Consider the following 18,131-nt stretch of genomic DNA (forward strand, 5'->3'; position numbering starts at 1 on the left):
GGACCATGCTCGCCGCCCTCGACGATCTGGAGGACGTGCGCCTCGTTGCGCTGGCGGTCGCTGTTCTTGCCGAACAGCATGACGCCCCCCGCCGTCACCTGGGGCGTCGCCACGACGGTGTCACACATGGTTCCTCCCGGGGTCGGCGGGGAGGCTAGCAGCGCCGGGGAGAAGGGCAACGGACCGGCGCGCCCGGTCCGGCCCTGCGCGGCCGATGGGCAGGGAGCGCGCGAGGCTTCGTGCGCGCCGGTCATCTTGATCCAGGTCAATGCCCCGTGCGGCCATCTGGTTTCAGGCAGCCTGGCGCGACAACCGCAAGTTGGTCCCGATGAGCGCGAAGGCGCCACCCGCTCTGCTGCCGCTGGTGACCGACAGCCCTTCGGCTGTCGCGATGTTCGACGGCGACATGCGCTATCTTGCTGCGAGCGAACGCTGGTGCATGGACTATGGGCTCCCGCAGGTTCCCGTCGGCCGCAGCCACTACGATGTCGTTCCGGAGATCGGCGAGCGGTGGAAGAAGGTCCACCGGAGAGGCCTCCGCGGCGAGACGGTCCGTGTACACAAGGACGGCTTCGAGCGTGCGGATGGACGCATCCAATGCGTCGACTGGCTCGTCTCGCCGTGGTTCGAGCCGGATGGCCAGGTCGGGGGCATCCTCATCGCCTCCTATCTGCTTTCCGATGCGGAGGCTCGGCCGCAGGACGCCGCGCCGTCCCGCGCCCCGGTCGAGGAGGGCCCGGCCCACTCGAAGGGGGCGCCAGCCGCCCATGCGGACCTCGTCGACGAACTTCGTTTCGGAAACCTGGTCCTGGCGGACATGCCCGACGAACTCTTCGGCCTGATCCGAGAGGACCTCGCCGCCGTCTGCCTCAGGGCCGGCGATGTGATCGTCTCGCACGACCGGGTTCCCGACGCCGTCGTGTTCCCGCTCCAGGGCCTCTGTTCGGTCGTGCGGCGGTTCGCAGATGGTTCGTGCTTCGAGGTCGTGAAGGCCGGGCGTTTCGTCCATGGAGCCTTGTCCTTGCTCCCCGGTTCGGAAGGGATCGAGGCCGATACCGTCGTGGTGATCGGCGGGGCGGCGCTTTCGATGCGTTCGCAACGCCTCAAGCTGCTTCTCGACACGAGAGCGGAAGCGCGAGACTGGCTGCAGTCCCTCCTGGCGGCCTTTGCCTTCAACGTCTCGATCTCGGCGGCTTGCGCTGCGCGGCATACGGCTCCTGCGCGCCTGGCGCGATGGCTGCTCCTTGCCGCCGAGCACGCCGGCCTGGATGTGCTCCCCGTCAGCCAGGAGACCCTGGCGGCCCTTCTGGGCATCCGGCGGACGGGTGTCTCGGAGATCGTGGCGGACCTGCGGCGCGACGGCCTGATCGAAACCGCGCGCGGGACGATAGAGCTCAAGGACAAGGCAGGCCTGCTGGCCGGTGCGTGCGAATGCGCGCGTGAGGATCTGGAGCGCCGACGGGCTCGCTTGGTGAATACCGCCGTCGGGCGGCGGTACAAGCCCGTCGAGGACGTCTTCAGTCGACTGGAAGCTCACCGCGCGCAGCCGGCGTGTCGTCCACGGTCTGAGGCGTCGGTCCCCAATGTCCGGTAACGGAACGACGTTCACCAACCTAGAGGTGCAGCGTGCAAGCGTCCAGCACACGTCGGCGAAGGCGCCGGCCCGGGATCAAGGGAGGCGGCGGTGAACGACCTTGCCGAGTTTCTGGAGGGTGCTCGACATTGGCGCGTCCGCTACCACGCGCGCCAGGTCATCTTCGATGAAGCCGAGCCCTCGAACGCGGTGTTCCGCATCGAGACGGGTTGCGTGCGCCTTCAGATCATCGGCGAGAGCGGACGCCGCCAGATCCTGGGATTCCTGTTCGCGGGGGACATCTTCGGCGTTTGCGCGCCCGAGCGCATCACCGCGGCCGAGGCGGTCACGGACGTCGAGCTCATGCGCTACTCGCTGGAGTCGGTCCTGCAACTGTCGTCGAAATCGCGCGAGTTGACGGTCGAGCTCATCCGGGCCGCGAACAGGCTGTTCAACGACGTCGCACATCACCTCGAACACGTGGGTCACATGTCCGCAACCGAGCGCGTGCTCTGGTTCCTGACGTGGCTCGCCCATCGGCAGGGGCGTGGAACGGGCGAGACGGTCAGCCTGCCGATGACGCTCCGCGACGTGGGCGACTTCCTGGCGCTCACGCCCGAAACCCTGAGCCGCGTCCTGCGGGAACTCGAGAGCGATCGCCATCTGTCCAGGCGAGGGCGCGGCGCGTTCGCAATTCGCCAGCCGTCGTTCGCCCTGCGCATGCTGGAGAGCGGGTCCGAACCGATGGCGTCGCCGACGGCTTCAGTGAAAACGGTGAGCCAGAACAAAAACTCCGAGGAACTTATCCACCGTCAAGTCCGGCTCGATCGTTGATCCTAAAGTGACGCTTGGAGCGTCACGGCAAGAGTGAAGAAGAGCGTCGCGGAGTTCATGTCGTCATGCGTCGGAAATCTCCGACGTCCTATTCGCCGAAGTTGTGACTGTCTTCGTCAAATGAAACAGTTGGAGCTTGAGACATGATCTTCTCAAGGTTTTCCCGGCCCGCCTCTTGGGCGGCGACGGCCGGATGCGCGGCGGCGCTCATCGGCGCCGCGGGGCCAGCGGCGGCGACGGTCACCGTCTACGAGGACCTGCCCACGGCAAACGCCCAGCCGCCGAACATCTCCTGGCACAACGCCAGCGGGCCCGTGATCGCGGACGACTTCAACCCGATCAAGGGGGGCTCCGTCACGCACCTCACGTGGTGGGGCAGTGAGGCCGAGGCGCTGGATTTCGAAGTCGTCCTGCAGAACGACAACCCGGTGCTGCACCAGCCCGCGAACACGCCGGACGGCAACACGTTCAGCGGGGGGCTGAAGCAGTTCGTGACGGCGACCTCATTCGCCTACAGCATCCCGGGGATCTTCCAGTTCGAAGCCGACGTGGCGCCGGGCTGGAACATCGCCGCCGGGCAAACCTACTGGCTGACCGTGGCCAACGTGAACAACGGTTGGCAATGGACCCAGGCGCTGAACGGACCCACCGTCGGCTCAGAGGCCTACAACGCCCACTGGTCCACCGGGCCGGGCTGCCTGGATGGCGGTCCGCATTGCGGTCCGTGGACCGATCTCCATACCGACTTCGCGTTCCGTATCGGCGCCGTTCCCGAGCCGGCGACGTGGGGGCTCATGATCATGGGCTTCGGCGGCGCGGGAGCCATGCTGCGGCGCGCCCGGCGCGCCGCGGGGGCGGTCCTCGCCTGACAGAGACGCGGGCGGGCCGAGCGCCCGCCCGCGATCCTCGATGCAAACCCGGGGCGGGGCATGCTGGAAGCAACCATTCTCGAAAACCTTGGCGACGCCGTGGTGGCGCTGGGGCCGGACTGGCGGATCGTCTATCTCAACGGCAAGGCGGAGCGCCGCTTCGCCGTCCGCGCTCAGGACGTTCTGGGCGCTAGCGTCTGGGATCGCATCCCTGCGCTGTCGGGGACCGACTTCGAGGCGGCCGCCAGGACGGTGATGCGCGAACGGTCGCCGCTGAGGACCACGCTGGGTTCGGCGGACGGGGGCCGCTGCGAGGTCCGGCTGTTTACCATCGAGGCGGGCGCGATCGCCGCGGTGTGGTCCGACATCTTCGACAGCCAGAAGGAAGCGCTCATGCTGCGCGGCGAGCTCGAGCGTCAGGGGCTGATGCTTGTCGAGCTCGCACACCGCGTCGCCAACAACTTCCAGGACATCGCCGCGCGGCTGCGCCTGCAGGCGCGATCGCTGACGGACCCCGAGGCGCGGGAGGTCTGTCTGCAGTTGGCGGATTCGGTCCACTGCATGGCGCTGGTGCAGCGGCGGTTTTATCTCGATCCGGCGCAGAGCGGCGAACGGGACCTCGGCCAGTACATCGAGGCGCTGTGCGCGGACCTGCGGAAGGGCGTGCTGCCGCAAGAGGTCGCGCTGGAGATCCGCTCATGTCCGGACATCCGCGTCTCGTCGGACGCTGCGACGCTGCTGGGCATGATGATCGCCGAACTGGTCACGAACTCAGCGAAGCACGCCTGGGGGCCGCACGCGGAGGGCCGGATTTCCGTGACCCTGCGCCGTGATCGCGCGCTTATCGACGTGGAGATCGCGGACGACGGGCGCGGCTTCGACTGCAGGCCGCGGGGCGGCCGCGCGGCGCCGGGGGTGGGCCTCGGGCTGCTCGAACGCCAGATCGCACGGCTCGGCGGAAAGATGACGGCGTCGCGCGCCCGCAACGGCGCCACGGTCCACCTTAGGTTCCCGGAGACGTCGGCGGCGCGTGGACCTGATACGTCAGCGCATCACTAGATCGTCCGGGACTTGAGCCAAGGCTCTCCGTCGACGCGCCCGGCCGCGGTCGGCGTCAGCAGGCGCTTATGGGGCGCGCCGTAAGCGGGGCTGCACTGTGGCCGCACGGCCGCACGGTCCAGTTGGCGTTCAGCCGCAACCGGAGACGACCGATGCAGACGCTGGAAGTCCGGCGATGGGACCCGCTGGTCCGCCTGACCCACTGGGGCGTGGCGGCCGGGGTCGTCGCGAACGGCGTGTTCACGGAGGAAGGCTCGGGGCCTCATCAATGGGTTGGCTACGGCGTGGCCGCTCTGCTGGCGCTGCGGTGGGCGTGGGGCTTGATCGGGCCGCCCGAGGCCCGGTTCACCGCCTTTCGCCCCAGCCTCGGCCGCGCCGCCCGGCATGTGCGGGAGATCGTCCGCGGCGCGCCGGCGTCGACGCACCGTTCTCACAATCCGCTCGGCGCACTGATGGTGTACGCGCTCTGGGGCACGCTGGCGGTCGTCATCGGAACCGGCGTCGCCATGAGCGGGCCGCCCGGCGTCTCGACTCCACGGATCGAGGCGGACTCTATTGCGCAGCCGGTCGTAACGGCGGATGCAGATGACGACGATGATCGGCGTGGCGGGGACCGCGAGGACCGTCGCCGGGGCGAGGGGGGCGGCGAGGCGGTGGAGGAGGCGCACGAAGTGGGGGCGAACCTGCTCTTCGGACTGGCGGGCCTGCATCTTCTCGGCGTGGCCTTCGAGACGCGGCGGAGCGGCCGCGGGATCCTGCAATCGATGCTGCCCGGCCGGCGCGCGGCGCGGTCCGCCAGATGAGCTCGAGGTCCTCCCCAAGGCTCGAGCCGCGGGCCGGCGCCATCGCCGCCGTCGTGGCCCTCCAGGCGCTGGCGGTGACCTTCTTCGTCGTCGACGTGGCCGCCGATATCGCGGCCCGCGTGGGCCCCGCCCACGTCACGTTCGAGGCGATGGCGGTGCTGGCGCTTCTGGCCGGCGTGGTGGTGGGCTTGCTGCAGCTTCGCGCGCTGCTCGCCTCGGGGCGGCGCAAGAGCGAAGCGCTGGCCGTCGCAGCGGGCGCCCTCAGTGAGGTCATCGAAAGCCGCGCCCGCGAATGGGGCCTCACGCCGGCGGAGAGGGACGTTGCGGTGTTCGCCCTCAAGGGCTGCGACATCGACGACATCGCGCGTCTGCGAAACGCGGCGCCTGGGACCGTGAGGGCGCAACTCACCCGCGTCTACCAGAAGGCCGGTGTCGGGTCGCGCGCGGCGCTGGCGAGCCTGTTTCTCGACGAGCTGATCGGCGCCCCGCTCGCCCGAACGTCCGACCCCAAGGGCTGACGGCGAGACCGCCGCCCACCGGGCCACCTCTCACCAACGGGTCTGATCCGCTCCCGGCCTTCGCCGCCGGACCGACCTGCCACGCCTCGACTTCAACTCAGCAGCCACCAAGGAACCCCCATGTCACGTCACCTCAGCTCAACACTCGCGGCCGTCGTCGTCGCGCTCCTGGCCGGGAGCACCGCCCAGGCGGCCGTCTGCATCGGCGCCTGCGGGACGCTCGGCGCGGACGGCGACGTCACGGCCCCGCCGGGCGGATCAAGCTACGGCTGGGTTTCCACGGCCGGCGGCGTCACCGGCAAGGGCCAGATCGACTCGGTCGGCGGCACGAACGGCTCGGCCTTCATCACATCCTCGTTCGCCGCGAACGCCGGCGACAACCTGCACTACGACTTCAACTTCGTGTCCTCGGACGGACAGAGCGGCGAAGGCAGCTTCATCTACGAGGACTACGCCTTCGTGCAGCTGGTCGACGCGTTCAGCGGCGACCTGATCGCCATGCTCTTCAACGCCCGGACCGAGCCCGCCGGCCTGATCTCGCCCGGCCTCGGGCTGCCGCCGGTCGATCCGGGCGTCACCCTCACGCCGCCGACATCGCCCCTGACGCTCGGCTCCGGCGCCAACGGCGGCCCCGTCTGGTCGCCGCTCGGGTCCTACTCGGGGGCGTGCTGGGGGCCGGGATGCGGTCTGACCGGCTGGATCAGCGCGGACTACACCGTCGCCGAAGACGGCGACTACCGGCTGGTGTTCGGGGTCTCCAACTGGGGCGACGAAATCTACGACACCGGCCTCGCCTTCACGGGGATCAAGGTGGGCGGCTCCGACATCGGAGACCACGAGGACCCGGGCGATGACGACGACGGCCCCGGCGCCGTGCCCGAGCCCGACGCCTGGGCGCTCATGGTGCTCGGCTTCGGCGGCCTGGGCGCGATGCTGCGCAGCGGGCGGCGGCGGCGCCTGGCCTGACCGAGCGGCAAGCGCAGGGCGACGCCGCCCCCTGGCCGCCTCAGGCCTGCGGCCGATTTTGACAATCCTCAAAGGCCAAAAGTTATCATTGATTAACAATGCGTAGCTTCACCGATGGAGGGTGCCCATGAAGAAGTTCCTCTTAGCCACATCGATGCTCCTTGCCCTTGGCGCCGCATCGTCCGCCAGTGCTGACATTTCCCTGCTCGTGGTGGACAGCTATGCGCGCTCGGGCGCTTTCGGCCTCGCCTACGACGGCGCCAACATCTGGTGGTCCGACGACGGCGGCAGGATCCACGAGATGACGACCTCTGGCGTCGACACCGGGAAGACTGTCCAGGGCCCCTACTGGTCCGCGCTGGCCTACAACTCGGCGAACCAGAAGCTGGTGACGATGCAGGGCGGCAGCATCACCCAGTTCGACCGGGCCACCGCCGCGGGCCAGCACTACACGTCCCTGAACCCGACCACCACGGCGATCGCCGGCGGATACGGCGGGCTCATCGACGGGCTCGACGTGCAGGGCGACACGCTCTGGTGGTCGCCGGACGTCGACCGCGTCTACCACTCGCCGGTGGCCGGGGGCGGGTCGGCGACCCTGTTCCTGGGCGGCGCCGGCGGCTATTCGGGCGTGGAGTTCCTGACGGTCGGCTCGACCGACTATGTGTTCGTCGTCAACGACGCCTTCATCCCGCGCAAGCTCTGCTACCACAGCCTCGCGGGCGTCGAGCTCGGATGCGCTCAGCTTCCCAACTCGCGCTACGAGGACCTGGCGTTCGATGGCCGCTACCTGTGGGCAGCGGACTTCTATGGGCACCGGATCGACAAGATCGACGTCATCGGCGACGGCGGCTCCGTCTTCGAACCGCCGGGCGGCGTGCCGGAACCGGCGACCTGGGCGCTGATGATCCTGGGCTTCGGAGCGGCCGGCACGGCGCTGCGCCGGCGGCGGACCTTCGCCCGCACCGCCTGACGGCTCAGACTGGGACGCCCCGCGGCTCGCCGCGGGGCGTTTGTCCGGCGCAAGGGCCGGAACGAGGCTGCGAAACGCTGAAAACGGCGCCGGACGGCGTCCGCGCTGGAAATATTCGTGTAACGTGGATCACGGACAGTCCGCGGCTGCCCTCGTGCGCGGGGGCGGTTCGCATGCACCGGACAGAGGGACGCTTCCGATGATCCACGCCCGCCTGGGCCTCGCCGCCCTCCTGGCCTCGACGGCCGTCATCTCCTCCTGCGCCACGGACCAATCCACGACCGCCGCGCTCACCGGCTCGGCCGTCGGTGCGTCGGTCACGACGCCGGCGACCGTCGACAACTTCATGCTGGTGGACGCCAACCTCGAGGCGCACGAGCTCTACCGGCTGGCCGACGCCCCGGCCGTCGTGATCGTCACCCAGGCGAACGGCGATGCGGTGCTGCGCGGCGAGGCCTCGGCGCTCAACGCGATGGCGAAGGCCTACGGCGCCAAGGGCGTCGAGTTCCGCATGCTGAATTCGTCCCTCAAGGACAGCCGCGAGTCGGTCCGGGCCGAGGCCGAGAAGGTCGGCTACGCCCTGCCGATCCTCATGGACAACAACCAACTGATCGGGGAGAGCCTCGGCGTCACCCGCTCGGCCGAAGCCTATGTGATCAACCCGAAGACCTGGACGGTGGTCTACCGCGGTCCCGTCCAGGGCGCGCAGGCGGCGCTGGACGCGTTCCTGGCGGGCAAGCCGGGCCCGGCCGCGACGATGGCCTCGAACGGCGCCCTGATCGCCTTCCCCGAGCGCGGCGCCGACCACGCCAAGCTGACCTATGTGAAGGACGTCGCGCCGATCATCGAGAAGAACTGCATGGCCTGCCACCAGGAAGGCGGCATCGGTCCCATGCAGCTCACCAGCTACGAGATGGTGAAGGGCTTCTCGCCGATGATCCGCGAGGTGATCCGCACCGACCGGATGCCGCCCTACAATGCCGATCCGCACGTCGGGAAGTTCTCGGACACGAAGAACCTGACCCCCGCCGAGATCAAGACGCTGGTGCACTGGGTGGAAGCCGGCGCGCCGCGCGGGGAGGGCGCCGATCCGCTCGCCGGCAAGAAGCACGTGGCCGCCGAGTGGCCGCTGGGCAAGCCGGACCTCATCCTCAACATCCCGGAGTACAAGATCCCGGCCTCGGGCGTGGTCGACTACCAGCGGCCCTTCACGCTGAACCCGATGACCGAGGGCAAGTGGATCCGCGCCACGACGGTGAAGCCCGGTGACCGCCAGGCCGTGCACCACGTCCTCACCGGCTGGATGAAGGAAGCGCCGGCCAACGGCGTGGCGTCCGAGACCCGCTGGCGCGGTTCGGTGGGCGGCTATGCGGTGGGCGCCGAGTCCAACGTCTTCGGCGGCGACGTGGGCACCTTCCTGCCGGCCGGCGGCGCCGTCGGCTTCCAGATGCACTACACGCCGTACGGCAAGGAGACCGTCGACCGCACGCAGATCGGCGTCTACTTCCGCGACACCGCGCCCAAGTACATGATGCGCAGCGTGGTGGTGATCGACGGCACGATCGAGATCCAGCCGAACGCGCCGCGGCACAAGGAAACCGCCTACGTCGAGTTCCCGAACGACGCGCTACTCTACTCGGCGTTCCCGCACGCGCACTACCGGGCCTACTCGTCCGACCTGTGGCTGCAGACGCCCGACGGCAAGAAGACCCTACTGCTGAGCCTGCCGCGCTACGACTTCAACTGGCAGCGCAGCTACACCTTCGCCGAGCCGATCAAGATCCCGGCGGGCTCGAAGCTGATCGCCAACTACGTCTACGACAACTCCAAGCGGAACCCGGCGAACCCCGATCCCTCGATCAAGGTGACCTGGGGCGAGCAGAGCCACGAGGAGATGCTGTTCACCTCGGTCAGCTTCCGCTGGTTGGACGAGACGGCGGCCAAGCAGGTCGACTCCGACGCCCGCTTCGCCCAGACCCGGATGATCGGGATGATGGACGACAACCTGGACGGCAAGATCCAGAAGGCCGAGGCGCGCGGGACGATGGGCCGGATGATCGCCCGCTACTTCCCGATGATCGACAAGGATGGCGACGGCGCCCTCGACAGGGCCGAGCTGGCCGCCGCCCAGTCCATGCTGCCCCAGCGTCGCCGGGGACAGCAGGCCGACGGCCCGAACGAGAACACCCCGCTCAGCTGATCCGGATCCTGCCGGACGGCGCGAAGGCCGCACCCGCCGGGTGCGGCCTTCGTCGTCTCAGGGCTCCCAGTAGACCTCGATGAGATGGCCGTCGGGGTCGGCGCAGCGGAACCAGACGAAGTCCGGTTCGTGTGTCAGCGGCTCGCGGATCGTGACGCCGGCCTTGTCCAGTTCGGAGAACAGGTCGTCCACGGCCTGCGCGTCGCGCAGCCGGAAGCCGAAGTGGGCCCAGGGCGGGAAGTTGTCGGCCGGGCCGGCGGCCAGCGCCAGGTCCAGGCCAGCCTCGTCGCGGAGGAACAGCGTGCCGTCGTCCTGGACGACGTGCCGCCGGAACCCGAAGTGGCGGGTGTAGAACGCCGCGGCGTCTTCGACCGCCGCCACGTGCAGATGCAGGTGGTTCAGCTGCATGGCCGCAAGCTTACGGCCCGGCGCCCTGGCGCGGGAAGCCCCGTCTATTGCGCGGCCTGCTCCTGCGCGTAGCCGAGCTGCTCGTTGAGGCGGTCCAGCACGGTGATCGCAGCCTCGGGGATGACGGTGCCGGGCGGGAAGATCGCCGCGACGCCCATCTCCTCCAGCGCCTTGAAGTCCTCGGGCGGGATGACGCCGCCGACGAACACCAGGATGTCCGGCCGGCCCAGCCTGGCCAGCTCGGCCTTCAGCTCGGGCACCAGCGTCAGGTGCCCCGCCGCCAGCGAGCTTGCGCCCACCGCATGCGCGCCGGCCTGCACGGCCTCGGCCGCGGCTTCCGCGGGGGTCTGGAACAGGTCGCCGATCTCGACGTCGAAGCCCAGGTCGGCGAAGCCCGAGGCGATCACCTTCTGGCCGCGATCGTGGCCGTCCTGGCCCATCTTGGCGACCATGATCCGCGGCTTCTTCCCGTCGGCCTGGCGGAACGCCTCGGTCATCGCGCGGGCCCGGTCGGCAGCGGGCGTCGAGCCCGCCTCGCGCAGGTAGACGCCCTTCACCGCGTCGGCCTTGGCCTTGTGGCGGCCGAACACCTTCTCGAGGGCGAAGCTGATCTCGCCGACGGTGGCGTGGGCGCGCGCCGCGGCGACCGACAGTTCGAGCAGGTTGCCCTTGCCCGCCGCGCCTGCGGTGAGCGCATCGAGCGCGGCGGCCACCGCCTCGGGGTCGCGCTCACGCTTCAGGCGGTTCAGCTTCTCGAGCTGGGCGTTGCGGACGGCGGTGTTGTCGACCTTGAGCACCGGAATGTCGTCCTCGACGTCCGGCCTGTAGCGGTTCACGCCCACGACGGTCTGCTGGCCGGAGTCGATCCGCGCCTGGGTGCGGGCCGAGGCCTCCTCGATGCGGCGCTTGGGCAGGCCGTCCTCGATCGCCTTCGCCATGCCGCCCAGGGCCTCCACCTCGGCGATGTGGGCCAGGGCGCGCTGGGCCAGGTCGGCGGTCAGCGCCTCGACGTAGAAGCTGCCGCCCCAGGGATCGATGACCCGGGTCTGGCCGCTCTCGATCTGAAGGAAGAGCTGGGTGTTGCGGCTGATCCGCGCCGAGAAGTCGGTGGGCAGCGCCAACGCCTCGTCGAGCGAGTTGGTGTGCAGGCTCTGCGTCTGACCCCCGACGGCCGCCATCGCCTCGATCACGGTGCGCGGCACGTTGTTGAACACGTCCTGCGCCGCCAGCGACCAGCCGGACGTCTGGGTGTGGGCCCGCAGGCTCAGCGAGCGGCTGTCCTTCGGGTCGAAGTGCTGCTTCATCAGCTTCGCCCAGAGCAGGCGGCTGGCCCGCTGCTTGGCGATCTCCATGAAGACGTTCATGCCGGCGTTCCAGAAGAACGACAGGCGCGGCGCGAACTGGTCGACCGTCATGCCGGCGGCGACGCCCGCGCGCACGTACTCGACGCCGTCGGCCAGGGTGTAGGCGAGCTCGAGGTCCAGCGTCGCCCCGGCTTCCTGCATGTGGTAGCCGCTGATCGAGATCGAGTTGAACCGCGGCATCTCCTTCGACGTGTAGGCGAAGATGTCCGCGATGATCCGCATCGAGGGACCGGGCGGGTAGATGTAGGTGTTCCGGGTCAGGAACTCCTTCAGGATGTCGTTCTGGATCGTGCCCGCCAGCTTCTCGTGGGGCACGCCCTGTTCTTCCGCCGCGACGATGTACAGCGCCAGGATGGGCAGGACCGCGCCGTTCATCGTCATCGACACGGTCATCTTGTCGAGCGGGATGCCGTCGAACAGCGTCCGCATGTCGAGAATGGAGTCGATGGCGACGCCCGCCATGCCCACGTCGCCGGTGACGCGCGGGTGGTCGCTGTCATAGCCGCGGTGGGTGGCGAGGTCGAAGGCGATGGACAGGCCCATCTGCCCGGCGGCCAGGTTGCGGCGATAGAAGGCGTTGGAGTCCTCGGCCGTGGAGAAACCCGCGTACTGGCGGATGGTCCACGGGTTCGTGGCGTACATCGTGGGGTAGGGGCCCCGCACGAACGGCGCCAGGCCCGGGAAACCGCCCAGCTCGGCGACGCCGGCGATGTCGGCGGCCGTGTAGGACGGACGCACGACGATGCCTTCCGGCGTCTCCCAGGCCGGGCCCGCCGGCGCCGGGAAGGCGGCCGCTGGGCCGTCGAAGGGCAGCGTGGAGAAGTCGGGGAAGCTCGTCATGACCGGGTCTCCCGGCGGCCCTCGCGCAGCGCCGGGACCGGAGCCGGCGCAAGCGTGGCCTTGCGATGGGGGGGCGGCGCGGACCCGTCGGTCCCAGCCCGGGCCCGGTCGGGCTCCGGCGCCTCGCGCGGCGTGAAAGAGGCGAGGAAGTCGCAGATCATGCGGCGACCTCGTGCTTCTCGGAGAGGCGGACCGGCGTCAGGGGCGGGCAGGCGCCGTCGGGGCCGGGCAACCGGACGTCCGGGGCCTGGGCGCGGGCGCCGGGCTCCACCTCCACGGTCGAGGCCTCGGTCGGGGGGAACGCGGTGACGCCCAGGATGCGCGGCTCCCCGCGCGCCGCCACCGCCTTGGCGACCTCGGCGGCCACGAGGCCCTTCTCCAGGGCGGCCGCCAGGCCGCCTGCGGCCTCGAAGGCCTGCAGGTGCGCCCAGGCCGCGCGGGCCACCTGGTCGGTGAGGCTCTCAAGGTAGCCGGCGCCGGCGCCGGGATCGGCCACGCGCCCGGCGCCGGCCTCCTCCATCAGCACCAGTTGGGTGTTGCGGCTCTGCCGCCGGGCGAAGGCCGTCGGCAGGCCGAGGGCGTCGGTGAAGGCCCCAAGCACCACCGCGTCGGCGCCGCCCACGGCCGCGGCGAAGCCGGCCGCCGTCAAGCGGATCATGTTGGTCCAGGGGTCCTGGGCGGTGAGCATGCGGCGCGACGAGCGCACCTCCAGCCGGGCCTGGGCCCTGCCGCCCGACGCCGTGGCGATCCGGGCGAACACCGCCCGCGCGGCGCGCAGCTTGGCGATCACCAGGAAGTAGTCGGCGTCCGCCGACAGCCCCAGCGTGATGCGCGAGAACGCCTCGTCCACCGCAAGCCCTGCGCGGACCAGCGCCCTGGCGTAGGCGATGGCGGCGGCGGCGGCCACCGCCACCTCCAGCGCCTCGCCGCCGCCGGCCTCGTGCGCGGCCCGGCCGGAGGCCAGGAAGAGCTGCGCGTGCGGGTAGGTCTGGGCGTGCCGCGCCGCGACCGTGGCGGCGCTCACCACGTGGCTCTCCACGGGCCCCGCGCTGCGGCCCGCCTCGGCGAACGCGCCCAGCGGATCGAGGTTGAAGGCGAGCCGGGCGCCGGGGGAGGACTTCGCCACCGCATGCAGGGCGTCGGCCGCCATCGGTCCGGCGAATCCGGCGTCGAGGCCCACGGGCGCGAGTTCCACGATCACGTCCTGCAGCGCCCGGGCCATGGCGTCCGGGGCGGCGTGACCGGCCACGATCACCGAGGCCGCGCCGCCCTCGAGGTCGGCCAGCAGTTCGGCGTTCACCCGCGCGGGATCGGCATGGGCCGAGAGCGTCCGCAGGTCCCAGGGCCGGTCGGCCGCGACGGGCCGGGCCGGGAAGGCCGCGGGCGCCGCGCTCGCCGCATAGAGCGGGGCGATGGGCAGCCCCTCGGCCGTGGACTTCTGGAGGCTTTCGAACGGCTTGTCGCCCAGCGTCTTGGCGACCAGCGCGCGCCAGGCGTCCTCGCCGGCGGGAGGGAATCCGGGATCGAGCACGTGCGGATCGGCCATGGGGCGACTTGCCTCCCGGCCGCGCCGGCCGTCAAGGTCACGTTGCGGGAGCCTCGCCCAGGTGGAAATCCAGCGCCGAGCGGAGCCTTACGGGCCTGCGGCGGCCGCGCCCGCCTCGACGAGCCGATTCATCCGGGGAGGGCTCTTCCGCGACGCAGGGTCAACGAAGGCAACCTGTCTTGCCGCACGTCGATCGATAGTATACGTCGTAAATTATAAGCTGCTCATCGAGGATCCGCCATGGCCCTGCCGCCCGTTCTCCGCGACCGTCTCCGTCTGCCGCTGATCGGCAGCCCGCTGTTCATCATCTCCGTGCCCGAACTGGTCATCGCCCAGTGCAAGGCCGGCATCGTGGGCTCGTTCCCGGCGCTGAACGCGCGGCCGGCCTCGCTGCTGCACGAGTGGCTGCACCAGATCACCGAGGAACTCGCGATCTGGGATCGGGACCATCCCGACACGCCCTCGGCGCCGTTCGCGGTGAACCACATCGTCCACAAGACCAACGACCGGCTGGAGCACGACGTGGAGGCCTCCACCAAGTGGAAGGCGCCGATCGTCATCACGTCCCTGGGCGCCCGCGAGGACGTCAACGCCGCGGTGCACAGCTACGGCGGCGTGGTGCTGCACGACGTGATCACCGACCGGTTCGCCCGCAAGGCGGTGGAGAAGGGGGCCGACGGCCTGATCCCCGTGGCGGCGGGCGCAGGCGGACACGCCGGCACGCTCTCGCCCTTCGCCCTCATCCACTCCATCCGCGAGTGGTTCGACGGCCCCGTCGCGCTGTCCGGCTCCATCGCCACGGGCCATGCGATCCTGGGGGCCCAGGCGATGGGCGCCGACCTCGGCTACGCCGGCTCGGTCTTCATCGCCACCAAGGAGGCGGCGGCGGCGCAGGGCTACAAGGACATGATCGTCGCGAGCACAGGCGAGGACATCGTCTACACGAACCTCTTCACCGGGGTGCATGGCAACTACCTCGCGCCGTCGGTGCTGGCCGCCGGGCTCGATCCGGAAAACCTGCCCAAGTCGGATCCTTCCGCCATGAACTTCGGCTCGGGCGGCAACCAGAAGTCCAAGGCCTGGCGCGACATCTGGGGCTGCGGCCAGGGCATCGGCGCGGTCAAGGACATCCCGAGCGTCGCCGACCTCGTGGCGCGCCTGTCCGACGAGTACGAGACGGCCAAGGCCGAACTCGCGCTCAAGACCTCCTTCACCGCCGGAAAGGCCCTGCTGGCGGCGGAGTAGGCCGCAGAAAAACTGCTAGAGCCCCCAGGGTTAATCCTATTTAGCCGATAGGAATAGAAGGTCTAGGTTCGCCCCTCTTCAACGAGGTGGACTGAACCCATGACTGCGATCACGCTTCGGCGCCTGACGCCCGCCGCCCTGGCGACGGCGCTTCTCTGCAGCGCTGCGCCGGCGGCCCTGGCTCAGGCGGCCGGGCCGGCGCCGGCGGCGGCGGCGACAGAGCACGCCACGCCCGCCGCCGCGGCGGAAGACTCCGACTCGGTCACCACGGTCGGTGAGCTGACGGTCACGGCCAGGCGCCGCGAGGAGACGGTCCAGTCGGTTCCGCTGGCGGTGTCGGTGGTGGGCGGCGCGCAGATCGACGCGATGGGCGCCTTCAACGTCGGCCGACTTCAGCAGCTGACGCCGACGCTGCAGTTCTACTCGTCGAACCCGCGCAACACGACGGTGAACATCCGCGGCCTCGGGGTTCCGTTCGGGCTGACCAGCGACGGCTTCGAGCAGGGCGTCGGCATCTATGTGGACGACGTCTACAACGCTCGCGTGGCCGCCGCGACGTTCGACTTCCTCGACGTGTCGCGGATCGAGGTGCTGCGCGGTCCGCAAGGCACGCTCTACGGCAAGAACACCACCGCCGGGGCCGTGAACATCACGACCAACCAGCCCAGCTTCGACTTCGTGGCGACCGCCGAGATCACGGCCGGCAACTATGACTTCAAGCAGGCCAAGGCGGCCGTGTCGGGCCCCCTCACCGACACCCTCGCCGCGAGGCTGGCCGTCTCGTCCACGACGCGGCGCGGGACGATCTACAACGTGACCAGCCAGCAGCACGTCAACGCCCAGGACAACATCGGCCTGCGGGGGCAGCTCCTGTGGAAGCCGGTCGATGGCCTCGCGGTGACGCTGGCGGCCGACTACAGCAAGCAGGATGCGGAGTGCTGCGCGCAGATCTATGTGCGGACCGGCGCCACCCAGCGGCCCCTGAACCGCCAGTACGCCGCGCTGGCGGCGGCCCAGAACTATCGCGTCGTCAGCACCAACCCGTTCGACCGGCTGACCGACGTGGACGCCAGCCTCAATGCCGGAAACGAGATCGGGGGCGCCTCGGCCCGGGTGGTTTGGAACGTGGGGCCGGGGACCCTCACCTCGATCACGGCCTGGCGGTACTGGGATTGGAAGCCTGAGAACGACCGTGACTTCACGGGCCTGCCGATCGTGTCGAAGTCGCAGAATCCTTCGCAGCAGGACCAGTACAGCCAGGAGCTGCGCTACAACTACGCCGGCGAGCGCATCGACGGCGTGCTGGGCGTCTTCGCCTTCCGCCAGCGCATCGACACGCAGGGGACCGAGCAGCAGGGCGCCGCGTCCAGCCGCTGGAACATTGCGCCGACCAACGTCCTTTCGAACGATCCGACCGTGCTGGCTGGCCTCACGGCGCTGAACACCCAGTCCCTGAAGGCCACGAGCTTCGCCGTGTTCGGCCAGGCGAGCTGGAAGGTGAGCGACGCCTTCACCATCCAGCCCGGCCTGCGGCTCAACTACGACAAGAAGGAAGGCTCGTACGAACGCCGCGTCTTCGACGGCCAGGGCCAGCCCGTGCTCTTCGGGCAGACCGGCGCCCGGCGGGCGGCGCAGCTCGCGGTCTTCTCGCCGCAGGTGAGCGCGCCCAGCTTCAGCGACTGGAACTTCAGCTACGACCTGACCCTGAGCTACCGGCTCCAGCCCGACGTTCTGGGGTATGCGACCTACGCCAAGACCTTCAAGACCGGCGGCATCAACCAGAACGGCCTGCCGACGGACGCAGCCGGCAATCCCATCCTCTCGGCCGGCTCGATCAAGCCGGAGGACGTGGACCACTTCGAGGCGGGCCTAAAGACCCAGTTCTGGGACCGGCGGGCGACCTTGAACCTCTCGGCCTTCCGCACCGAGATCAAGGACTACCAGGCCACGGTCACCAACGGCCAGCTCGGCGTCCTTCGCGGCTATCTCGCGAACGCGGACAAGGTGCGCAGCCAGGGCTTCGAGTTCGACTTTTCTGTGCGGCCGAGCGAGCGGTTCAGCGCCTACGCCAACGGGGCCTACACCGACGCGACCTACCGCCGCTTCGTGGACGCGCCGTGCCCGCCGGAACTCTCTGGCGGCACGACCGTGGGGGCGGGCCAGACGCCCAGCCCGCCGGGTACGCCGGGCGGATTGAGCCCCGCGAACTGCGACATCTCGGGGCAGCGCCTGCCCGGGATCTCGAAGTGGAGCCTCTCGTTCGGCGCCGAGGCCAGCGCGCCCGCGACGTTCCTCCGCCGGTCGGGCGAGGTCTATGTGGGCTACGACGGCAGCTATCGCTCGAGCTTCTCGTCGAACGCCTCGCCGTCGATCTACACCTGGGTGGACGGGTATTCGCTCTCCAACTTCCGCGCCGGCTTCCGCACGGACGACGGGATCAACCTCTACGCCTGGGTGCGCAACGCCTTCGACGAAGAGTACTTCGACTTCCTCGCGGTCGGCCCCAGCAACACCGGACTCATCGCGGGCCAGCCGGGCGATCCCCGGACCTGGGGCGTGACGTTCAGGGCGGCCTTCTGAGCGACGGGCCTCGGCGGTCGCGCCATCGGCGCTTCTCCTGCGGGACGGATGAAGCGATGATCGGCGCCCATCGCCAGCGGGGTCCCATCGCTTGTCTTCCAGGCTGCTCTTCAAGGATGGAGACCGCGCGGTTCCGGAAGCCGTCCCCGACCCGCTGGCGCTCGATATCCGCGGCGTTTCGAAGACTTTCGGACGCGTCGCGGTCCTGAAGGACGTCTCCCTGCAGGCGCGGGAGGGCGAGTTCCTGGCGCTCCTCGGGCCGTCCGGGTCGGGCAAGACCACGCTGCTGCGCGTGCTGGCCGGGCTGGAGGCGCCCGACGCCGGGGCGGTGCGCTTCCGGGGCGAGGACTTCC

15 protein-coding genes are annotated in these 18,131 nt (G+C 70.0%); 12 read left to right on the forward strand and 3 right to left on the reverse strand.

All coding sequences use genetic code 11. From position 1 onward, the window contains the following. Nucleotides 1–268 precede the first annotated feature (268 nt). From JNK30_RS00475 to JNK30_RS00515, 9 genes are all read left to right on the forward strand, one after another. On the forward strand, nucleotides 269–1,594 hold the full coding sequence (locus tag JNK30_RS00475; RefSeq protein ID WP_293479152.1) for a helix-turn-helix domain-containing protein: 1,326 nt from the start codon (nucleotides 269–271) through the stop codon (nucleotides 1,592–1,594). A 90-nt stretch (nucleotides 1,595–1,684) separates the two neighbouring features. Further along, nucleotides 1,685–2,407 carry a Crp/Fnr family transcriptional regulator gene (locus JNK30_RS00480; protein ID WP_293479154.1) on the forward strand — a complete coding sequence of 241 codons (723 nt, stop codon included), beginning with the start codon at nucleotides 1,685–1,687 and terminating at the stop codon, nucleotides 2,405–2,407. Between the two features lie 143 nt (nucleotides 2,408–2,550). Then, nucleotides 2,551–3,276 (forward strand): PEPxxWA-CTERM sorting domain-containing protein, encoded by a 726-nt coding sequence (locus tag JNK30_RS00485; protein WP_293479156.1) that lies wholly within the window; start codon nucleotides 2,551–2,553, stop codon nucleotides 3,274–3,276. A 60-nt stretch (nucleotides 3,277–3,336) separates the two neighbouring features. Beyond that, entirely contained in the window at nucleotides 3,337–4,335 is a 999-nt protein-coding gene (locus JNK30_RS00490; RefSeq protein ID WP_293479158.1) for a sensor histidine kinase, read from the forward strand. Nucleotides 4,336–4,487: 152 nt separating this feature from the next. Then, nucleotides 4,488–5,138: a cytochrome b/b6 domain-containing protein gene (locus tag JNK30_RS00495; protein WP_293479160.1), complete on the forward strand. Its 651-nt coding sequence runs from the start codon at nucleotides 4,488–4,490 to the stop codon at nucleotides 5,136–5,138. Nucleotides 5,139–5,191: 53 nt separating this feature from the next. Next, nucleotides 5,192–5,656 carry a helix-turn-helix transcriptional regulator gene (locus tag JNK30_RS00500; protein WP_293479162.1) on the forward strand — a complete coding sequence of 155 codons (465 nt, stop codon included), beginning with the start codon at nucleotides 5,192–5,194 and terminating at the stop codon, nucleotides 5,654–5,656. A gap of 120 nt (nucleotides 5,657–5,776) precedes the next feature. Beyond that, nucleotides 5,777–6,622 carry an NF038132 family protein gene (locus JNK30_RS00505; protein WP_293479164.1) on the forward strand — a complete coding sequence of 282 codons (846 nt, stop codon included), beginning with the start codon at nucleotides 5,777–5,779 and terminating at the stop codon, nucleotides 6,620–6,622. 154 nt (nucleotides 6,623–6,776) lie between these two features. Beyond that, a complete protein-coding gene (locus tag JNK30_RS00510) occupies nucleotides 6,777–7,595 on the forward strand; it encodes a PEPxxWA-CTERM sorting domain-containing protein (RefSeq protein WP_293479166.1) in 819 nt (272 codons plus the stop codon). Nucleotides 7,596–7,794: 199 nt separating this feature from the next. Continuing rightward, complete coding sequence (locus JNK30_RS00515; RefSeq protein WP_293479168.1) at nucleotides 7,795–9,795, forward strand: redoxin domain-containing protein; 2,001 nt, start codon at nucleotides 7,795–7,797, stop codon at nucleotides 9,793–9,795. Between the two features lie 57 nt (nucleotides 9,796–9,852). Here the strand turns inward: JNK30_RS00515 and JNK30_RS00520 are convergent, their stop codons facing one another. From JNK30_RS00520 to JNK30_RS00530, 3 genes are all read right to left on the reverse strand, one after another. Then, nucleotides 9,853–10,203: a VOC family protein gene (locus JNK30_RS00520; protein ID WP_293479170.1), complete on the reverse strand. Its 351-nt coding sequence runs from the start codon at nucleotides 10,201–10,203 to the stop codon at nucleotides 9,853–9,855. A 44-nt stretch (nucleotides 10,204–10,247) separates the two neighbouring features. Further along, on the reverse strand, nucleotides 10,248–12,407 hold the full coding sequence (scpA, locus tag JNK30_RS00525) for a methylmalonyl-CoA mutase (protein WP_293479172.1): 2,160 nt from the start codon (nucleotides 12,405–12,407) through the stop codon (nucleotides 10,248–10,250). Between the two features lie 157 nt (nucleotides 12,408–12,564). After that, nucleotides 12,565–13,953, reverse strand: coding sequence for a methylmalonyl-CoA mutase family protein (locus JNK30_RS00530; protein ID WP_293479173.1), 1,389 nt, complete (start codon nucleotides 13,951–13,953; stop codon nucleotides 12,565–12,567). A 240-nt stretch (nucleotides 13,954–14,193) separates the two neighbouring features. Between JNK30_RS00530 and JNK30_RS00535 the strand changes: the two genes are divergently transcribed. The 3 genes from JNK30_RS00535 to JNK30_RS00545 form a co-directional block, all read left to right on the forward strand. Continuing rightward, entirely contained in the window at nucleotides 14,194–15,198 is a 1,005-nt protein-coding gene (locus tag JNK30_RS00535) for a nitronate monooxygenase family protein (RefSeq protein ID WP_293479175.1), read from the forward strand. Nucleotides 15,199–15,297: 99 nt separating this feature from the next. Further along, nucleotides 15,298–17,778, forward strand: a complete 2,481-nt coding sequence (locus JNK30_RS00540) for a TonB-dependent receptor (protein ID WP_367118717.1) — start codon at nucleotides 15,298–15,300, stop codon at nucleotides 17,776–17,778. 154 nt (nucleotides 17,779–17,932) lie between these two features. Then, the coding region (locus JNK30_RS00545) for an ATP-binding cassette domain-containing protein (RefSeq protein WP_293479177.1) at nucleotides 17,933–18,131 on the forward strand (199 nt) is incomplete at its 3' end.

The sequence above is a fragment of the Phenylobacterium sp. genome (assembly GCF_016793225.1).
GTDB lineage: Bacteria > Pseudomonadota > Alphaproteobacteria > Caulobacterales > Caulobacteraceae > Phenylobacterium.

Coding starts and splice junctions, on each gene's coding strand:
- JNK30_RS00530 (WP_293479173.1), bottom strand. CDS start 13,953: ATGGCCGATCCGCACGTGCTCGATCCCGGATTCCCTCCCGCCGGCGAG.
- JNK30_RS00490 (WP_293479158.1), top strand. CDS start 3,337: ATGCTGGAAGCAACCATTCTCGAAAACCTTGGCGACGCCGTGGTGGCG.
- JNK30_RS00495 (WP_293479160.1), top strand. CDS start 4,488: ATGCAGACGCTGGAAGTCCGGCGATGGGACCCGCTGGTCCGCCTGACC.
- JNK30_RS00520 (WP_293479170.1), bottom strand. CDS start 10,203: ATGCAGCTGAACCACCTGCATCTGCACGTGGCGGCGGTCGAAGACGCC.
- scpA (WP_293479172.1), bottom strand. CDS start 12,407: ATGACGAGCTTCCCCGACTTCTCCACGCTGCCCTTCGACGGCCCAGCG.
- JNK30_RS00475 (WP_293479152.1), top strand. CDS start 269: ATGCCCCGTGCGGCCATCTGGTTTCAGGCAGCCTGGCGCGACAACCGC.
- JNK30_RS00515 (WP_293479168.1), top strand. CDS start 7,795: ATGATCCACGCCCGCCTGGGCCTCGCCGCCCTCCTGGCCTCGACGGCC.
- JNK30_RS00535 (WP_293479175.1), top strand. CDS start 14,194: ATGGCCCTGCCGCCCGTTCTCCGCGACCGTCTCCGTCTGCCGCTGATC.
- JNK30_RS00485 (WP_293479156.1), top strand. CDS start 2,551: ATGATCTTCTCAAGGTTTTCCCGGCCCGCCTCTTGGGCGGCGACGGCC.
- JNK30_RS00540 (WP_367118717.1), top strand. CDS start 15,298: ATGACTGCGATCACGCTTCGGCGCCTGACGCCCGCCGCCCTGGCGACG.
- JNK30_RS00510 (WP_293479166.1), top strand. CDS start 6,777: ATGCTCCTTGCCCTTGGCGCCGCATCGTCCGCCAGTGCTGACATTTCC.
- JNK30_RS00505 (WP_293479164.1), top strand. CDS start 5,777: ATGTCACGTCACCTCAGCTCAACACTCGCGGCCGTCGTCGTCGCGCTC.